General features: G+C 35.6%; 14 protein-coding genes. 6 read left to right on the forward strand and 8 right to left on the reverse strand.

What is annotated here, in order from left to right:
• Positions 1-238: 238 nt before the first annotated feature.
• A complete protein-coding gene (locus tag JMA43_RS01485; protein WP_342154217.1) occupies positions 239-574 on the reverse strand; it encodes a single-stranded DNA-binding protein in 336 nt (111 codons plus the stop codon).
• Positions 575-752: 178 nt separating this feature from the next.
• Between JMA43_RS01485 and JMA43_RS01490 the strand changes: the two genes are divergently transcribed.
• Positions 753-2,273, forward strand: a complete 1,521-nt coding sequence (locus JMA43_RS01490; protein ID WP_342154219.1) for a bifunctional GNAT family N-acetyltransferase/carbon-nitrogen hydrolase family protein — start codon at positions 753-755, stop codon at positions 2,271-2,273.
• 33 nt (positions 2,274-2,306) lie between these two features.
• On the forward strand, positions 2,307-2,654 hold the full coding sequence (locus tag JMA43_RS01495; protein WP_342154221.1) for a hypothetical protein: 348 nt from the start codon (positions 2,307-2,309) through the stop codon (positions 2,652-2,654).
• Positions 2,655-2,678: 24 nt separating this feature from the next.
• Here JMA43_RS01495 and JMA43_RS01500 read toward each other — a convergent pair whose 3' ends face one another.
• A complete protein-coding gene (locus JMA43_RS01500) occupies positions 2,679-3,140 on the reverse strand; it encodes a CBS domain-containing protein (RefSeq protein ID WP_342154223.1) in 462 nt (153 codons plus the stop codon).
• Between the two features lie 173 nt (positions 3,141-3,313).
• Between JMA43_RS01500 and JMA43_RS01505 the strand changes: the two genes are divergently transcribed.
• The 4 genes from JMA43_RS01505 to JMA43_RS01520 all read left to right on the forward strand — a co-directional run bounded on the left by JMA43_RS01505 (position 3,314) and on the right by JMA43_RS01520 (position 8,171).
• Entirely contained in the window at positions 3,314-5,578 is a 2,265-nt protein-coding gene (locus JMA43_RS01505; protein ID WP_342154225.1) for a M20/M25/M40 family metallo-hydrolase, read from the forward strand.
• Positions 5,578-6,390: an SDR family oxidoreductase gene (locus tag JMA43_RS01510; RefSeq protein WP_342154227.1), complete on the forward strand. Its 813-nt coding sequence runs from the start codon at positions 5,578-5,580 to the stop codon at positions 6,388-6,390. The genes JMA43_RS01505 and JMA43_RS01510 overlap by 1 nt, the downstream gene beginning before the upstream one ends.
• Before the next feature lie 395 nt (positions 6,391-6,785).
• Entirely contained in the window at positions 6,786-7,523 is a 738-nt protein-coding gene (locus JMA43_RS01515) for a hypothetical protein (RefSeq protein ID WP_342154229.1), read from the forward strand.
• Between the two features lie 48 nt (positions 7,524-7,571).
• Positions 7,572-8,171, forward strand: coding sequence for a hypothetical protein (locus tag JMA43_RS01520; RefSeq protein WP_342154231.1), 600 nt, complete (start codon positions 7,572-7,574; stop codon positions 8,169-8,171).
• A gap of 209 nt (positions 8,172-8,380) precedes the next feature.
• Here the strand turns inward: JMA43_RS01520 and JMA43_RS01525 are convergent, their stop codons facing one another.
• From JMA43_RS01525 to JMA43_RS01550, 6 genes are all read right to left on the reverse strand, one after another.
• On the reverse strand, positions 8,381-10,852 hold the full coding sequence (locus tag JMA43_RS01525; protein ID WP_342154233.1) for a DUF5916 domain-containing protein: 2,472 nt from the start codon (positions 10,850-10,852) through the stop codon (positions 8,381-8,383).
• A 122-nt stretch (positions 10,853-10,974) separates the two neighbouring features.
• Complete coding sequence (locus JMA43_RS01530; RefSeq protein ID WP_342154235.1) at positions 10,975-11,253, reverse strand: F0F1 ATP synthase subunit epsilon; 279 nt, start codon at positions 11,251-11,253, stop codon at positions 10,975-10,977.
• Between the two features lie 77 nt (positions 11,254-11,330).
• Positions 11,331-12,839: a F0F1 ATP synthase subunit beta gene (gene atpD / locus JMA43_RS01535; protein ID WP_342154237.1), complete on the reverse strand. Its 1,509-nt coding sequence runs from the start codon at positions 12,837-12,839 to the stop codon at positions 11,331-11,333.
• A gap of 309 nt (positions 12,840-13,148) precedes the next feature.
• Positions 13,149-14,996, reverse strand: coding sequence for a glutamine--fructose-6-phosphate transaminase (isomerizing) (glmS, locus tag JMA43_RS01540; protein ID WP_342154239.1), 1,848 nt, complete (start codon positions 14,994-14,996; stop codon positions 13,149-13,151).
• 18 nt (positions 14,997-15,014) lie between these two features.
• A complete protein-coding gene (locus JMA43_RS01545; protein WP_342154241.1) occupies positions 15,015-16,652 on the reverse strand; it encodes a DUF4270 domain-containing protein in 1,638 nt (545 codons plus the stop codon).
• Positions 16,653-16,668: 16 nt separating this feature from the next.
• Positions 16,669-17,478 (reverse strand): glycogen/starch synthase, encoded by an 810-nt coding sequence (locus tag JMA43_RS01550; RefSeq protein ID WP_342154243.1) that lies wholly within the window; start codon positions 17,476-17,478, stop codon positions 16,669-16,671.
• Positions 17,479-17,488: the final 10 nt, after the last annotated feature.

Raw genomic sequence — 17,488 nt, forward strand, 5'->3', positions numbered from 1 at the left:
TACGATTCGTTGGGCAAAAAGAAAAAAGATAAAGAGAAGAAAAGCAAAAAAGTTAAAGAACTCAAAGTAAAGGGTTTAAAATCAAAATGCTGTAATAAATATCAGAAAAGTGAATCAAAACGCTGTAAAAAATGCCCATGTTTTGATTTATTAAAAGAAAAAGCTGCTTAGTATTTAAGCATACCACATAAAAAAAGCGTAGTGATTTTCACTACGCTTTTCGTTTTGTATAGGAAGTCTATTTACTTCCCAACATTAAAACTTCATTACAATTTACTTCTGTAACATATCGTTTTACGCCTTCTTTATCTTGATAAGACCTAGAAACTAATTTGCCTTGCACGGCTACTTCTTTTCCTTTAGTCAAATAATTCTCTACAATTTCAGCAGTTTTTCCCCATGCAATAACCGAGTGCCATTGCGTATCTTTAACTACATTTCCGCTTTGATCTTTGTATGATTCGTTTGTAGCAATCGAGAATTTTGCCAATTTTCTTCCGCTGTCTAAAGTAATTACTTCTGGATCGTTTCCTAAATTTCCAATCAACTGTACGTGGTTTCTTAAAGTATTCATAATTAAAAGATTTAAAAGATTCATATTATTTTTAATTGTAAATTCGATACACTCAAATCAACATTGCAAAGATGTAGTTGGTTGAGCGGTTTACTCGGTTCTTACTTAGTTACTTTCGTTTAATTTCGATTGTAAGTATTTGTAACCGTTTGTAAATGAATAATAAAAAAGCTATCGTATGGAAACCATCAGCAAAATAGAATTAAGAAATCTTCAAATGAATGATTATTTAGAGCTTCGTTCGTCTATGATTGAAGCCTATAGCGGTATTGAAGATGCACCGTGGAAAGAACACGAAATTAAAAAGTTACTTTCTCTATTTCCGCAGGGACAACTTGTGGTACTTGTTGATGATAAAGTAGTGGGCTGTGCTCTTTCTTTAATTTTAGATGAAAAAGATATTGACGACAACCATACGTATGAAGAAATTACAGGGAATTACACCTTTTCTACACACAATGCCAAAGGGAATATTATGTATGGAATTGATGTGTTTATCCACCCAAAATATCGTGGACTCCGTCTTGGAAGGAGACTTTACGACAAACGAAAAGAGCTTGCCGAGCAACTCAATTTAAAAGCTATTATGTTTGCTGGACGAATTCCGAATTACAGCAAATACGCCGATGAAATTTCGCCTAAGCAATACATCGAAAAAGTACGTATGAAAGAGCTTTTCGACCCTGTTTTGGCATTTCAGCTGAGCAACGATTTCCACGTAAAAAAGATAATGAAAAACTATTTGGAAGGCGACAAACATTCGTTGGATTATGCAGTGTTGATGGAGTGGAACAATATTTATTACGATAAAAGTCCGAAGCTACTCAATGCGGAAAAATCGGTTGTTCGTTTGGGGCTCATCCAATGGCAAATGCGACCACTAAAAAACTTAGATGCTTTATTTGAGCAAGCTGAATTTTTTATCGATGCCGTTTCTGGTTACGAAAGCGATTTTGCCCTGTTTCCAGAATTGTTTACCGCGCCACTAATGGCCGATTACAATCACTTAAACGAAGCAGACGCCATACGAGAATTGGCAAAATATACCGAACCTATCCATCAAAAGTTTCAAGAATTTGCTATTTCGTACAACATAAATATCATCACCGGAAGCATGCCGCATATTATTGACGGCAACCTTTACAATTCTGGATTTTTATGCAAACGCGATGGAACTTCAGAGATGTACACCAAAATTCATATCACACCAAACGAAGTGGCGCATTGGGGAATGAAAGGTGGCGACGTTATTAAAACTTTTGACACCGACTGCGGAAAAATCGGGATTATTATTTGCTACGATGTGGAGTTTCCAGAACTCAGCAGGCTACTTGCCGACCAAGGTATGCAAATTCTTTTTGTGCCCTTTTTAACCGATACTCAAAACGGTTATACCCGTGTGAAAAGTTGCTCGCAAGCACGTGCAATTGAAAACGAATGTTACGTAGCTATTGCTGGTTGCGTTGGAAACCTTCCGAAGGTAAACAACATGGACATTCAATATGCGCAAGCGGCTGTACTTACACCTTCAGACTTTGCTTTTCCGAACAATGGAATAAAAGCCGAAGCTACACCAAATACAGAAATGACACTTTTGGTAGATGTGAATATCGATTTACTAAAAGAATTACACGAACACGGAAGCGTTCGCATTTTAAAAGACCGAAGAACCGACTTATACGAAGTGAGAAAAAAGTAGTAACTTTAAAGAAAATAAGTTGTTATTTGTGTTATGGAAAAGCTTTGTTTGGAATGTGGTGAAAAACTAATTGGGCGAGCCGATAAAAAATTCTGCGGAGATTACTGCCGTAACGCATACAACAACAAGCTTAATAAAGACAGTAAAAATCTAATTAGAAATATCAATAATCGTCTACGGAAGAATTACAGAATTTTGGAAAGTTTAAACCCCGAAGGAAAGACAAAAACTACCAAGTCAAAACTTTTAAATAAAGGTTTTGATTTTGAATATTTCACCAATACATATACCACTCAAAAAGGAAGTACCTATTACTTTTTATACGACCAAGGTTACCTCCCACTCGACAACGATTTTTATATGCTCGTAAAAAGGGAGTAGAATTTAAAATGTAATTTCTTCTTATTAATAATTATGGCTATTCAGCTTTAAAGCAGCAACAACAATATCTTTGCGACTTATTTGCCCAACCAATTTTCCGTGGTCTAAAACAGGTAATCGGCGTCGGTGACCTTCATAAAAACGAGAAGCTGCATCAAAAATATTCATGTCATGCGGAATGGTATCCACTTCCGTAGTCATAAAATTTTCAACATTTTTTTCTAAAATCGGCATATTAAAATAGCGACTTTCAGAAATTTGTTTCATACAATCGGCCTCAGAAATAATTCCCACCAAATGTCCAGCATCATTACAAACAGGTCCTCCAGAAATTCGGTGTTTTATAAAAAGTTCCATCACTTCCAAAATAGACTGCTCTGGCTTAAAAATCACCAAGTTTTTACTCATGTAATCTTCTACTAAAATAGGCGCATTAAATTGCTTTTTCTGCTCTTCTCTGGCTCCTTGAAAACTTTTTATTCCCATAATTTTTTAATTTTCTTGGTTGGTGTGAATTATAAATATAATTAATAATAACGACATAAAATATATTATTCTTAATCTTATTGTTAATTTTTAATATTATATTAATTTCAGAAGAAAATGGAAGTAGCGCATTAATTTCTAATACGTATATTTATAAGACTAACACAACGCTTTTGAAAAAATTCCCTTACATACTCTCATTTTTGGTTTTGGTAGCCATTACCACTTGGCGATTTTACGATTTAGTACCACAAACCGATATTACAAACGCTTCTTTTTCTACGGAAAGAACGCTCGAACACATTAAGAAGATTTCAGAAAAACCTCATTTTGTCGGGACAACAGCTCACGAAGAAGTTAAAAATTACATCGTTAATGAGTTACAACAACTGAAGCTTTCAACCGAAATACAAGAAGGATACACCACAGGAGATTGGGGAAATGTGAGTTATGCCGAAAATATTATAACCAAAATTAAGGGTAGTGAGCCTGGAAAAGCCTTGGTTTTAATGGCGCATTATGATAGTAGCCCGCATTCGTCTAAAGGCGCAAGTGATGATGCCGTTGGAGTGGCGGTAATTCTTGAAGGGATTCGTTCTTTTTTAGCTGAAAAGAAAACCCCGAAAAACGACATCATTATTTTATTTACAGACGCCGAAGAATTAGGATTAAATGGCGCTCAACTATTTGTTGAAAAACACCAACTTGCTAAAGAAGTCGGACTTGTTTTAAACTTTGAAGCCCGCGGAAGCGGAGGCCCAAGTTATATGCTTATTGAAACTAATGGTGGCAACAAAAATATGATTGAGTCTTTTGCGGAAGCAAACCCAATGTTTCCTGTAGCAAATTCGTTGGCATATAGTATTTATAAAATGCTTCCTAACGACACCGATTTGACTATTTTTAGAGAAAAAGTCGATGTAAATGGTTTTAATTTTGCTTTTATCGACGACCATTTTGATTATCACACCGAAAATGATTCGTATGAAAATGTCGATGCTAACACACTTCAGCATCAAATTTCGTACTTGGTTCCGCTACTAAATTTTTATAGTGATTACGATTTAAACACACTAACATCTGATACCGATTATGTGTATTTTGACGTTCCTGTATTTAACTTTGTGTACTATCCTTTTCAGTGGATTTTCCCGATGCTTATTGTAGCAGTTGCTATTTTCATAGTATTAATCTTTTTTGGTTTTCAGCAGAAAAAACTTTCAGTAACAGCAATTTTTAAAGGCTTCGGATACTTTTTACTTTCGTTGATACTTTGCGGAATTATAGGTTATTTCGGATGGACAGTCTTAAAATATTTCTATCCGCATTATCGAGATATTTTACAAGGATTTACCTATAACGGACATTTATATATTGCTTGTTTTACAGCATTGTGCTTTTCAATTTGCTTTTATATTTATTCTAAATCAGCAAAAATTGCCGTGCAAAACTTAATGATTGCTCCAATTTGTATTTGGTTAATTATTTGTGTTGGCATCGCTTTCTATCTGCAAGGTGCTAGCTTTTTTATCATCCCTGTTTATGGAGCGCTTGGCGCTTTGGGGATTTATATTTTTCAGAAGAAGCAAACTCGTCCGCTTTTAGTTTTCATCATTTTATGTATTCCTGCCTTATGGATTTTAGCGCCGTTAATACAAATGTTGCCCGTTGGTCTCGGACTCAAAATGTTAATTGCTCCTTGCCTTATTTCGGTCTTGTTATTTGGATTATTACTTCCTGTAATCGGGCTCTATAAAAACAAAAAAAGTTACGCCTACGCGAGTTTCGTACTTGCCGTATTGTTTTTTGTTTCAGCACATTTTCAGTCGGAATATAACAACGAGCGACCGCATCCTACAAGTTTGGTTTATCTTTTGGATAATGACACTAAAACAGCGCAATGGGCAACCTACAACCATGAATTAGACAATTGGATTTCGCAATATATCACTGACGAGAATTCTTCCGAAGAAAATATAAAACTCAGTAGCAAATACAGCTCTGGGTTTACTCATGTAACAAAAGCTCCTTTCAAGGAAATCTCAAGTCCAATTACCGAAATAACACACGACTCGATTGCCAACAACAAACGCTACGTAACTTTATGTATCAATCCGCAACGAGCAGTAAATCGAATGGAAATCACCACCAAAAATATCGAATTTTTAGCTTGTAGTATTAACGGAGTTCCCCTCTCTGAAGAGTACTTAAAAAGGCGTGGCAACCGACTTTTAACACATTATATAAGTAACAACAGTTATTCTGAAATAAATTTAGTATTTTATGCTAACGAAAAACCTGTTTTAACAATTTATGAAGCATCGAATAATTTGTTGGAGCATCCTTTGTTTAGCATTCCGCCGAGACCAGCGAATGCAATCCCCATGCCTTTTGTTTTAAACGATGCTATAATGACTAAAAAAACAATCGAACTATAATGCCTAAAAAAATTGCAGTACTTGGTTGCGGATGGCTTGGATTTCCGTTGGCAAAATCGTTTGTGGAACGTGGCTATCAAGTAAATGGCGCTACGACTTCGGTAGATAAAATATTGGATATTGCGCACCAAAAAATAAATCCGTTTTTAATAGCGGTACACAAGCATCATGTAGAAGGAAACATTAGTTATTTTTTACAAGATGTAGATGTGCTTATTCTCAACATTCCGCCGAGAATCAGGAAAAACTCAGAAGCTAATTACATTTCGAAAATAAAAACGCTTTCAGAAAAAATTGAACAAGCCAACATTAAAAAAGTAATTTTTGCTAGCAGTACATCTGTTTACAACAACAAAAATACAATTGTAAACGACGATACGCCTACTTGCCCAACCACCGAAAGTGGAAAGCAAATTTTGGCTTCGGAACAATTGCTACAAAGCAATGCGCACTTTAAAACTACGGTGATACGTTTTGCAGGACTTTATGGCAACGACAGGCATCCTGTAAAATCACTTTCTGGGAAAGAAAACATTGCCAATCCTAATGCCGCGGTTAATCTTATTCATTTAGATGACTGTGTTGAAATCATCAATTCGGTGATAGAAAAAGACTTTTGGGGCGTTACTTTTAACGCTTGCGCACCAATGCATCCTACACGAAAAGACTTTTATACTTCCGAAGCAAAAAAACTGAATATTAAACCTCCTACGTTTTCAAATACTGCTGAAAGCAAAGGAAAAACTATTACTTCTTCGTTTGTTGAAGAACAATTAGTGCATCAGTTTAAGTTTCCGAATTTAGAATATTGATAGTTTTTTTTAATGTATAACACTGAAGTTTTAAATCAGAATAAAACCTCAAAAACATACATCTCTTAAAATCCTTAACACATAGACTATTTCCTAGTTAAATATAGGTTAAACCTACTTGAAAAGAATATTTTTACCCTTGGCATGTTGTAATTTTACCATGTAAAAGAAAAAGAAATACATTTTACATAAAAGTTAGGTTAGGTTTTTAAGTTAGTTTAGATTAGTTTATGAAAGCGCATTGTTTATCAAACGATGCGCTTTTTTTCATTTTCAACTGAAATTGTTTAAAAAAGAACAACTGCGTAGCTTTAGCATAGAATTAATATCTTTTTTGAATAATTTTAATAGCTTTGACAATATTAAGTTTGTTATACACAAATCGCATTACTACTATGAAACAAGGTGTAATTTTACTGTTACTTTTGACATCCATCGCTGGATTTTCGCAATCAAATAAAACCGCACTTACAAAGCATTTTGAAGCCTATTATTTACAAATGAAAAAGCAGGGCGATGTAAGAGGCGTTATCAATGCACTAACACATTTAAATGTTTTAGAACCTTCTGAAGCACGTAAAGACACCTTAGGATTTTTTTACAGTAATTCTGGGCAGCATGTACAAGCAATCAATTTATTAGGGACTGAAAAAGACAGTAAAGCTTCTGATTTGGCTGTGGAAGTTAAAGCACGTTCTTTAAAAGCGCTTAATCAACCGCAATTGGCAGTACAACAATTTGATATTATGTTTGGGAGAAAACCAGACATTTATGTGGCTTACGATTTAGCAGACCTTAACCTCCAAATTGGAAAAACAGTAGAAGCAACAACGTATATAAAATACGGACTAGAAAATACTTCGGATGAAGATATGTTGCCGTTTTATGAGTCGAATCCACCTTACCAAGTTCCTTTAAAAGCTGCGTTTAAATACCAAGAAGGACTTCTTAAGTACAATGAAGATAAAAACAATATAGATGCGGCTGTCACTAAAATTGATGAAGCTATTTTAATTGCTCCAAATTTTACACTTGCAAAGCACATCCGTCAATTACTACTAAACCAAAAAGAAGCTGGTGCAGCCGGAAATATTACGCCACGACCTAATGTTCCTGCTTCGGAAGAGAATTAAGGAAAGGGGATTTTATTTTAATGTTAGGCTTCATATAAACTAAACACTATGAATCCAGAAGAAATTAAAAAAATAATTGAAAATGTAATCGACAGTAAATTTGAAAACTATTGGGTATTTCTTTTACTATCTGTTATACTTTCATTGGTAACTGTTTTTTTATTTCAATATTTAAAAAATAAGGGTGAAAATTATGCTACAAAGCAAGATATTGCAAATATTACTCGAAAAATTGAAGACGTAAAAGCTGAAGTTCAAAATCAACAGGATGTTGAAAAGCAAAAACGTCAATTAAAATATGATGCAATACTAAAATCTCTAACTCTTATGGATGCCCATTTATCACATTTGTTGATTCCCAATGAAGGACAAAAAATTAAAATTCAACACGCAACAACAGAAGAGGCTAGAAAATGTCATAGCAGTCTTATTTTAACTTGTGAAACTACAGAAATATTGGAATTGTTTTCAAAGATTATGTTTGGACAAAATGTACCAAAGGAGGAAGAATTACCACCAACTGACCTTCTAAACAGTTATCGAAATTTAGTACGAAAGGAACTTGGATTTGGAAATGAAATACCGTTAGATAGAGAAAAAGCTTGGTTCGGATACGGAAATTTTGAAAATGAAAATACGAATGTCTAACAAAGATGTATAAAAATAATTGCTAAATTTTGGGCTTAATCAAAGGGTGCTGCAAGTTTACTACATCTGATTTTCCTGCGGAAAATCCTCGTACGCAAACCCGCAACTATTCTTATACGTAACCGTTGTCGAAGTTCTCAAAAAATAATCAAACCTAATTTTATATCTTAAAAACTTTGCGACTCTGATACTCTGCAACTTTGCACCTTTTATAAATACTTCCCGTATTTTTGTTTGTTGTACATAGATGTGTGCATTTCTTTCGATTTATTATTCCCAAACCAATTTTTCGCTCTGTTGTAATCAAGAAAATAACTGATGCGTAACGAAAGACTGTGCAGTTGTGGTTGCGAAAAAAGCGTGTCGAAATTTTCGTTGATATTTCTAATAGATTTCTCTTCATAGCTATCTATTGCATTTCGGTACAGTAGCGTAAGCTGACTTCCTGGAGCGAACCACCACGAGAAACGCACATCGATATTCCAACTGTTAAACGTAGCATCGTTATTAACGGTGTACGAATTATTTTCAGTTAAATCTCCGTTGTTTTCTAATGAAAAATATTGGTCGTAACTCACTTCAGAATAATAGTGACGAAAAGAAAGGTTTAATGCCGCCTTGTTTGTAAAAATATACTGAGATTCTAATGCGTTGATGTATGTTTTTCGGTCTCTTTGTCCGAAGATAATGTCATCATTCACACGGTCAACATAGCCTCTATCTTCATTATTAAAAATAAAATTGGTAGTATAATAGAGCTTCCATTTATCTGAAAAACGGTACCTCGGACTTATATCGATTATAACATCTTCGCGCCACTTTTCACTATACACATACCAATCGTACAAAACGTTTATCGCAAACTTCTTGCGGTAATCGGTATCGAACCACACCCAGCCATCGTAATAACTTGGCACTTTTACATAGCGTCCTTCTTCACGCGGTTCGTAAATATCGTTTTTTCCGAAGGGAGTCATTTCGAAACCTCCACCAAAGCCTATAAACTTTTTGGTAGTAAAACTCGAATTGAAGTTAAAGTTGAATTCAGAATACAACCCAGGGTCCAATCGACGTGTTAGATTCACATTGAAGTTTAGATACATATTATTTAACCCTCCTTTGGGCTTCAAATAACGATAACCGTAATATCCGTAGTAATTTATGTAATTGGTAGTGCTTGAATAGCCCAAGTCGTTAATATCGTAGTCTTTGGTTCTAAAATTAACTTCTCCAGACATTCTGTGTTTTCCAGAAATTTTAGAAATCCCTGCACTCCCTTCAACACCAAACTTGGTAGAATCGCTTTGCATCACCCAGCTTCCTTCGCCACTTGTCCAATATTTTAGTGTATTTTTTTTATTGGTAACGTCGAGGTAAAGTCCTGTTGCGTTTGCATCTCTAAAGTCGCCCTCTCGGGTTGTGTTGGTGTTGACTAAAGAAATAGATGAATTCTCGCCAAAACGCTGGTCCAAAACAAACACATTGTAGTTGGCTAAAGGCTCTACCAATTCCTTTCGAGTTTCGTTGGTTTCGGTATTTTTAATTTCGGCGTATGTACGCTCTGTTATTGCGTTAAAAAACCCTATCCCCAAGCCCCGTCGGGTACGACCAGAAATTTTCATTGCATTGATTAAATCTACTGTCTGCGGATAGTAGGTAAGTTCTTCATTCGCTTCAACAGTAACATCTCCAGTGGGAGCGCTTCCAACACGACGAGAATAAAACAGATTCCCTTTACTGAATAATTCTGTTCCTTCAGTAAAAAACTGTCTTTGCTCTGCATATTGCACTTCAAAAGCTGAAAGATTAAGCACACGTTCATCAAATTTTGTTTGTCCGAAATCGGGAATCAAAATCATATCCAAAGTAAACGCATCGGTAATTCCATATTTTAAATCCATTCCTCCGTTAAAACTAACTTCCGAAGTACCGTCGAAAGAAGAAACATACGAAGACACATACGGCTGAAACGAAAGGCGTAAAGGCGCATCTATATGCTGAATGTTATGAATTTCACCATCGTAAATTGAAAACGAACCTTTGCTGTTATCAACATGATTCCAACTAAAACGACGTCGCTCACGGCGGAATTCACGCTCCATATTGAGTCCCCAAGTTTGAATATCTTTTTCAGGGAAGCGAAGTTGAGAATACGGAATAAATATCTCTGCAGTCCAATTCTCTTCATTTATTTTAACGTTGCTATACCAAACACCATCCCACGAAGAATCTTCATTACCGTTGGTTAGTTTGGCATCCCATTGCACACCCGCTGCCGTTACAATAAACTCAAAACTTTGTTGATGGTCGTTGTAGCCGTTCAGTAAAATAAAAAAGAAATCGTCGTTTCCTATATCATCGCGCTCGGTAAGTTCTTTGGCAATTTTACTTGTATTAGGGTCGTTCATGGTGGCGCCAAAATAAATTCCAAGGTCATCGTATACAATTTTAACTTCTGTGCGTAAACTATCGGGAATGGGTGTACCGTTGTTGGGTTCACGTTCTACAAAATCGGTTGCTACTGGAGCATCGTCCCATATAACTTCATCTAAAACACCATCTATTTTAGGCGCGTCTTGAATTCTCTTGATAACTAATTTTTTTCGAGGAATACTATCGGTTTCTTGAGCAAAAGAAAACTGAAAACATAGCAGGATGGTAAGTAAAATAAAATATCGCATTCATTGGTTATTTCTTTAAAGACGCATTTAAAAAATAATTGTTACAGTTCTTCTTAAAAAAAAGCATAAAAAAAACGCCACAATAAAATTGTGGCGTTTTGATATGTTGAAAATATATTTTCTTAGTCTGCTAGAACAATCACTTTATTGTTGTTCATCTCTACAGTACCGCTATTGATAGGTAATAAAGTTACTCCATTATCTCCTTTAGAGAATTTTGAAGCGTATGCTTTGTCAATTTTCACGTCCCCGTAGATTTTCACATTTCCTTTTCCTAAAAGCGAAACTATAGGTGCGTGATTGTCTAACATTTGAAACTCTCCATCAATTCCTGGAACTGCTACCGAAGTAACGTTTCCGCTAAATAAAGTTGCTTCTGGTGTTACTATTTCTAATTTCATATGTTTTAGTATTGAGTATTGAGCATTGAGTAATTAGAAGTTCTCACTACTAACATCTCATATCTCATTACTAGTTTTTACGCTTCCGCAAGCATTTTCTCTCCAGCTTCGATTGCTTCTTCGATAGTTCCTTTTAAGTTGAAAGCTGCTTCTGGTAAATGATCTAGCTCACCGTCCATAATCATGTTAAACCCTTTGATAGTATCTTTAATATCTACTAAAACTCCTGGGATACCTGTAAACTGCTCTGCAACGTGGAAAGGTTGCGATAAGAAACGTTGTACACGACGTGCTCTAGATACGGCTAACTTATCTTCTTCTGAAAGTTCTTCCATACCAAGAATCGCGATAATATCTTGTAATTCTTTATAACGTTGTAAAAGCTCTTTTACACGTTGTGCACATCCGTAGTGCTCTTTCCCTAAAACATCAGCAGAAAGAATTCTTGAAGTAGAATCTAACGGGTCTACCGCTGGATAAATACCAAGCTCTGCAATTTTTCTTGAAAGTACGGTTGTAGCATCTAAATGCGCAAAAGTAGTTGCTGGTGCTGGATCCGTTAAATCATCCGCAGGTACGTAAACCGCCTGTACAGAAGTAATAGAACCTCTTTTTGTTGAAGTAATACGCTCTTGCATCGCTCCCATTTCGGTTGCTAATGTAGGTTGGTATCCTACCGCAGAAGGCATACGTCCTAAAAGTGCAGATACCTCAGATCCTGCTTGTGTAAAACGGAAGATGTTATCTACGAAGAAAAGTACGTCTTTTCCTTGTCCTTCTCCTGCTCCATCACGGAAATATTCAGCAATTGTTAATCCAGATAATGCAACACGAGCACGTGCTCCTGGTGGCTCATTCATCTGTCCGAATACGAAAGTAGCTTTAGAGTCTTTCATAGCTGTTTTATCAACTTTAGAAAGATCCCATCCACCTGCTTCCATAGAGTGCATAAAGTCGTCTCCGTATTTAATAATACCAGACTCAAGCATCTCTCTTAAAAGGTCATTTCCTTCACGAGTACGTTCTCCTACTCCTGCAAATACCGATAAACCACCGTGACCTTTTGCAATATTGTTAATCAACTCCTGGATAAGTACAGTTTTACCTACGCCTGCTCCACCAAATAAACCAATTTTACCACCTTTTGCATAAGGCTCGATCAAATCGATTACTTTAATTCCTGTAAAAAGTACTTCTGTAGAAGTTGTTAAATCTTCAAATTTTGGTGCTTCTCTGTGGATTGGCAAACCGTCTTTACCAGATTTTGGTAAGTTTCCAATTCCGTCAATTGCATCTCCAATCACATTAAACAAACGTCCGTAAACATCATCACCAATAGGCATTTGGATTGGGTTTCCAGTAGCAAGAACCTCTGTACCTCTACTCAAACCATCTGTAGAGTCCATAGATATAGTTCTTACGGTATCCTCACCAATGTGAGATTGTACCTCAAGTACTAATTTCGAACCATCTTTTCTTTCTATTTCCAAAGAATCGTAAATTTTTGGTAATTCTGATTCTGAACCAAAAACTACGTCTACAACTGGACCAATTATTTGTGCAACTTTACCTGTAATTTTAGACATTACTTAAGTGTTTAATGTTAAGCTTATTATTTGCTGAAATTCTTCAAAAAAACATTCGTAATTGAAGCTTTTTTCGCGGTGCAAAGATATATTTTTAATTGAAAATAAATACCTAATATTTTTATTTTTTTTCAGGAATCTATTCTGCTGTGTTTTTGAAAGTTATATTCTAATATAGAAACAATAAAAAATAACGGTTTTACAACATTTTGAAAAAACCAATCACAAAAGATACTCCCAAAAAGTAAAAAATGTTCTTGCCATTTTACTAACAAGAACATTTATATTGTATATCGAATTTCGATTTTATTATTCTACCGTTACAGATTTCGCAAGGTTTCTAGGCTGATCTACATTACAACCTCTCATTACTGCAATATGATATGAAAGCAATTGAAGCGGAATGGTAGTTAACAAAGGTGTTAAACCTTCTAAGGTTTCAGGCACTTCAATAACATAATCTGCCATCGATTTTACCTCAACATCTCCTTCAGTAACAATCCCGATAATCTTCCCTTTTCTAGATTTTATCTCCTGAATATTACTTACCACCTTTTCGTAATGTCCTTTTTTTGTTGCGATCACCACCACTGGCATTTGCTCATCGATCAATGCAATCGGACCGTGTTTCATTTCCGCAGCAGGATATCCTTCCGCATGAATGTATGAAATCTCTTTTAATTTAAGCGCTCCCTCTAAAGCTACAGGGAAGTTATAACCACGACCTAAATATAGGAAGTTAGGCGAATCTTTATACACTTCAGAAATTTGCTGTACTAAAGCGTCAACCTTTAAAATCTCTTCCACTTTTGCAGGAATAGCTTCCATTTCTGCTATATACTGATGGAATTCGGTTTTAGAAATTGCTCCTTTAGACTGTGCTAATTTTAAAGCAATTAAGGTAAGTACTGTAATTTGTGTTGTAAATGCCTTTGTTGAAGCTACTCCAATTTCTGGTCCCGCGTGTGTATAAGCACCTGCGTGCGACTCTCTAGCAATTGAAGATCCCACAACATTACAAACACCAAAAACAAAAGCACCTTGCTGTTTGGCAAGTTTTATAGCTGCCAACGTATCGGCAGTTTCTCCAGATTGCGAAATTGCAATCACAACATCTTTAGAAGTTATCACTGGATTTCGGTATCTAAACTCCGATGCATATTCTACCTCAACAGGAATTCTAATAAGGTCTTCAAAAATATATTCGGCTACTAAACCAGCATGCCATGAAGTTCCGCAGGCAACAATAATAATTCGGTTTGCGTTTAAAATTCGCTCCAAATTATCTTCAATTCCAGCCATCTTTATAATACCTTCATTAATTCGAAGACGACCTCTATACGTGTCTTTAATAGCTTCTGGTTGCTCATGAATTTCTTTCAGCATAAAATGGTCGTACCCATTTTTTTCAATCTGTTCCAAACTTAATTGCAACTCATGCACATATGGAGCTACCGCTTTATCATCTTTAATTTGACGTAATTTTATATCGCGCCCTAAACGGATAATTGCCATTTGCTCGTCTTCCAAATAAATGGCATTGTTAGTATATTCTATAAACGGAGAAGCATCTGAAGCAATAAAAAATTCCTCTTCACCAACCCCAATAGCTAGCGGACTTCCGAGCTTTGCCACTACAATTTCATCTGGCTTTGCTTTGTCGAAAACCGCAATTGCATAGGCTCCGATAACTTGATTTAAAGCTATCTGAACTGCTTTTCCTAGCTTAACATTTTCACTCTTCTTAATATCTTCTATTAAGTTCACCAATACTTCAGTATCTGTATCAGACTGAAATGTGTACCCACGTTTTTCTAAGGTTTTTTTAATAGAACCATAATTTTCGATAATTCCGTTATGGATAATTACCAAATCTCCAGAGTTAGAATAATGCGGATGCGCATTTACATCGTTTGGAACTCCATGAGTTGCCCATCGTGTATGCCCAAGTCCGATGTTCCCTTTAGTAACACCTTCAGCAACTGCTTTATCTCTTAAATCGGCTACTTTACCTTTGGTTTTACAAAGTTGCGTATCACCTTCATTAAACAATACTACTCCAGCACTGTCATAGCCTCTATATTCTAATCGCTCTAAACCTTTTAATACAATTGGATAGGCTTCTCTATGACCTATATAACCTACAATACCACACATAAGTTTTTTCTGTTTGAATTAATTTTGATTAGTTTCTGTATAGTATATCTCAAGCTGAAGCTTTTTTTTGCTATCGCCTTCAGGAACATTATTTCCATACAATACAGTACCATAAAAATTAGTAATAGAAGCTTGGGGAATTTTTATTTCTTCGGATTCGTTAAACGCAGACACAGTGGCTACATTGGCAATATTATTAGTAGTAGTTAAAGCCAACTTTACGTTTGTAGAATCATTTCGAACAATATCATTTATATATTCTGTAAGTCTGAATCTATATCGCGGACCCACATCATTATCTTCATCTAAAAATCCATCATATACTGAATAAGCAGTTGAATCAACTCCTGTATTCCCAACCAAATCATTACTATAATCTGTTAAATACGTTGAATTTGAAAGATCGTACAAATACAACCTCCAAGGCAATGTCATATCGTTTTGCTCAGAAAGTGAAGCTTCGTCTACGTAAAAAATTAAATTCGCTTCGTTAATAAGCCATCCGTGCTCTATTGCTTCTTGAAAAACGGTAGTTATATCGGTACCACCAGCCAACATATCTAATTCAATATAACTTCCAGCACCTCCATTTGGATATAATTTTTCAGCATTTACAGCTGTAAATTGTTCTGTAATTTCTGATGAATAATCGTCTTGTGTAAAGTAATTTACTTTATTTCCAGACATTGCTAACTGAAAAGTTCCACTTGCAACAGTTGCTTCTTCATCTACAACAGTATCATAATCATATTGAATTTCAACATACGAAGCTTGAATATTAAGCAACATTGCCAAATCGTTATTAGGCATTTCAGCAGAAATATATAATCCTCTTAAAAACTCTTTAAAGTTACTATTGCTTGCTAGAACACTATTCCCTTCGTTATCCAATATTTTTTCTTGGAAGAATTGAGGATCTAATTGTACTCTAATTCTCGGTGTTAAACGTTCCAACGGAATTAACGACTCATCTTCATCATCGGTATCTGGATCGTCTTCTGCATCTGGATCTGGAATTACAATTTCAGATTCGTCAATTTTATAGGTGTCTTCAAACAAAATTGTAGTAGCAAATGCTTCTCCATCTTCATCTGAAAAATATTCCTGTGCATCTTGAAAATTACTATTCGGATCTAAATCTCTTAAATACTTTGTAAACTCTTGTACTTTCAGTGTAAAATTCGCATCTCTATTTCCTATGATAGAATCTACTCTGTAGGGTTTTGGCTCGTTTTCTGCCAAATCGGAAGTATCGCTTAGCGCTGTACTAAAAAACGGAATGTTTAAATATACCGCTGTAACACGTTCATTTTCTTGCTCGTCAGCAGAAGCATTTTCTTCAGCTTGTGTGTTCGCTCCAAAAGTAGGCCCCGCACTTTGCAACAATAGCTGCGCTGCAAACGAAGTTTTTGAAACACCATACACAGGATGCGTGTACGAACCCAATTTATACGAACCAAGTCCGTTAGTACGAACGCTTTCTAGCTTTTTGTTATATGCGTAAACATCGAAAACCTTTTTACTAGCTTGTATTTGTCCGTTATCAACTAAGTCTACCCCTATCGTATTGTATTCGCGCTCGCAAGCTGCAAAAAAAAGAACACTACCTATAATTACAAGCAGTGTTGCAAATACATTTCCCCCTTTAAAACTCATCTTCATTGAATGCTAATTAACTTAATACTTTTGACTCGTAGAACGCATTGTAAGCCTCTTCAAATTCGTAAAGAGACACAAATGGTTGCACTGGAACAGAAAGTCCATCGATATGCGATTTCAAATCTTCTGGAAGTTCTTCTGAAGCAACTACAACAGCATCCGAATGATCTACAGCAACTTTTAAAATATTGCTATATGTTGGTTCTTCGAGTGCTTTTACTGCAGCCTCGTCAATCCCGTCAAATTTCACTTTATTGATCATTTCTTTATCCAACGTTCCTTCGAAGCCTTTGTTGTATACCGAAGTAACAATTTTGCTTTCTGCAAACAACGGTTCGTCTGCATAATATTTCTTTAAATACAGCGGAAGCAATGAAGCCATCCATCCGTGTACATGAATAATATCTGGATTCCAGTTGAGTTTTTTAACAGTTTCTACAACTCCTTTTGCAAAGAAAATAGCACGCTCATCGTTATCTGGAAATAAATTTCCATCTTCATCTGTAAACGTAGCTTTGCGTTTAAAATACTCTTCGTTATCGATAAAATAAACCTGAATTCTTTCTTTTGGAATAGAAGCAACTTTAATAATTAGCGGCATATCCATATCGTTTACTACCAAGTTCATTCCTGATAAACGAATAACCTCGTGTAGTTGATGCCTTCTCTCATTAATATTTCCAAATCGAGGCATAAAGATTCGTATTTGTCCACCTCTATCATTCACCATTCGTGGGCTCTCGTAAGCCATTGAAGACACTTCGTTTTCCGGTAAGTAAGGAACCATTTCTGAAGCGACAAATAATACTCTTTTGTCTGTCATAAAATCAATT

It is taken from the genome of Joostella sp. CR20 (assembly GCF_038433465.1).
Lineage (GTDB): Bacteria > Bacteroidota > Bacteroidia > Flavobacteriales > Flavobacteriaceae > Galbibacter.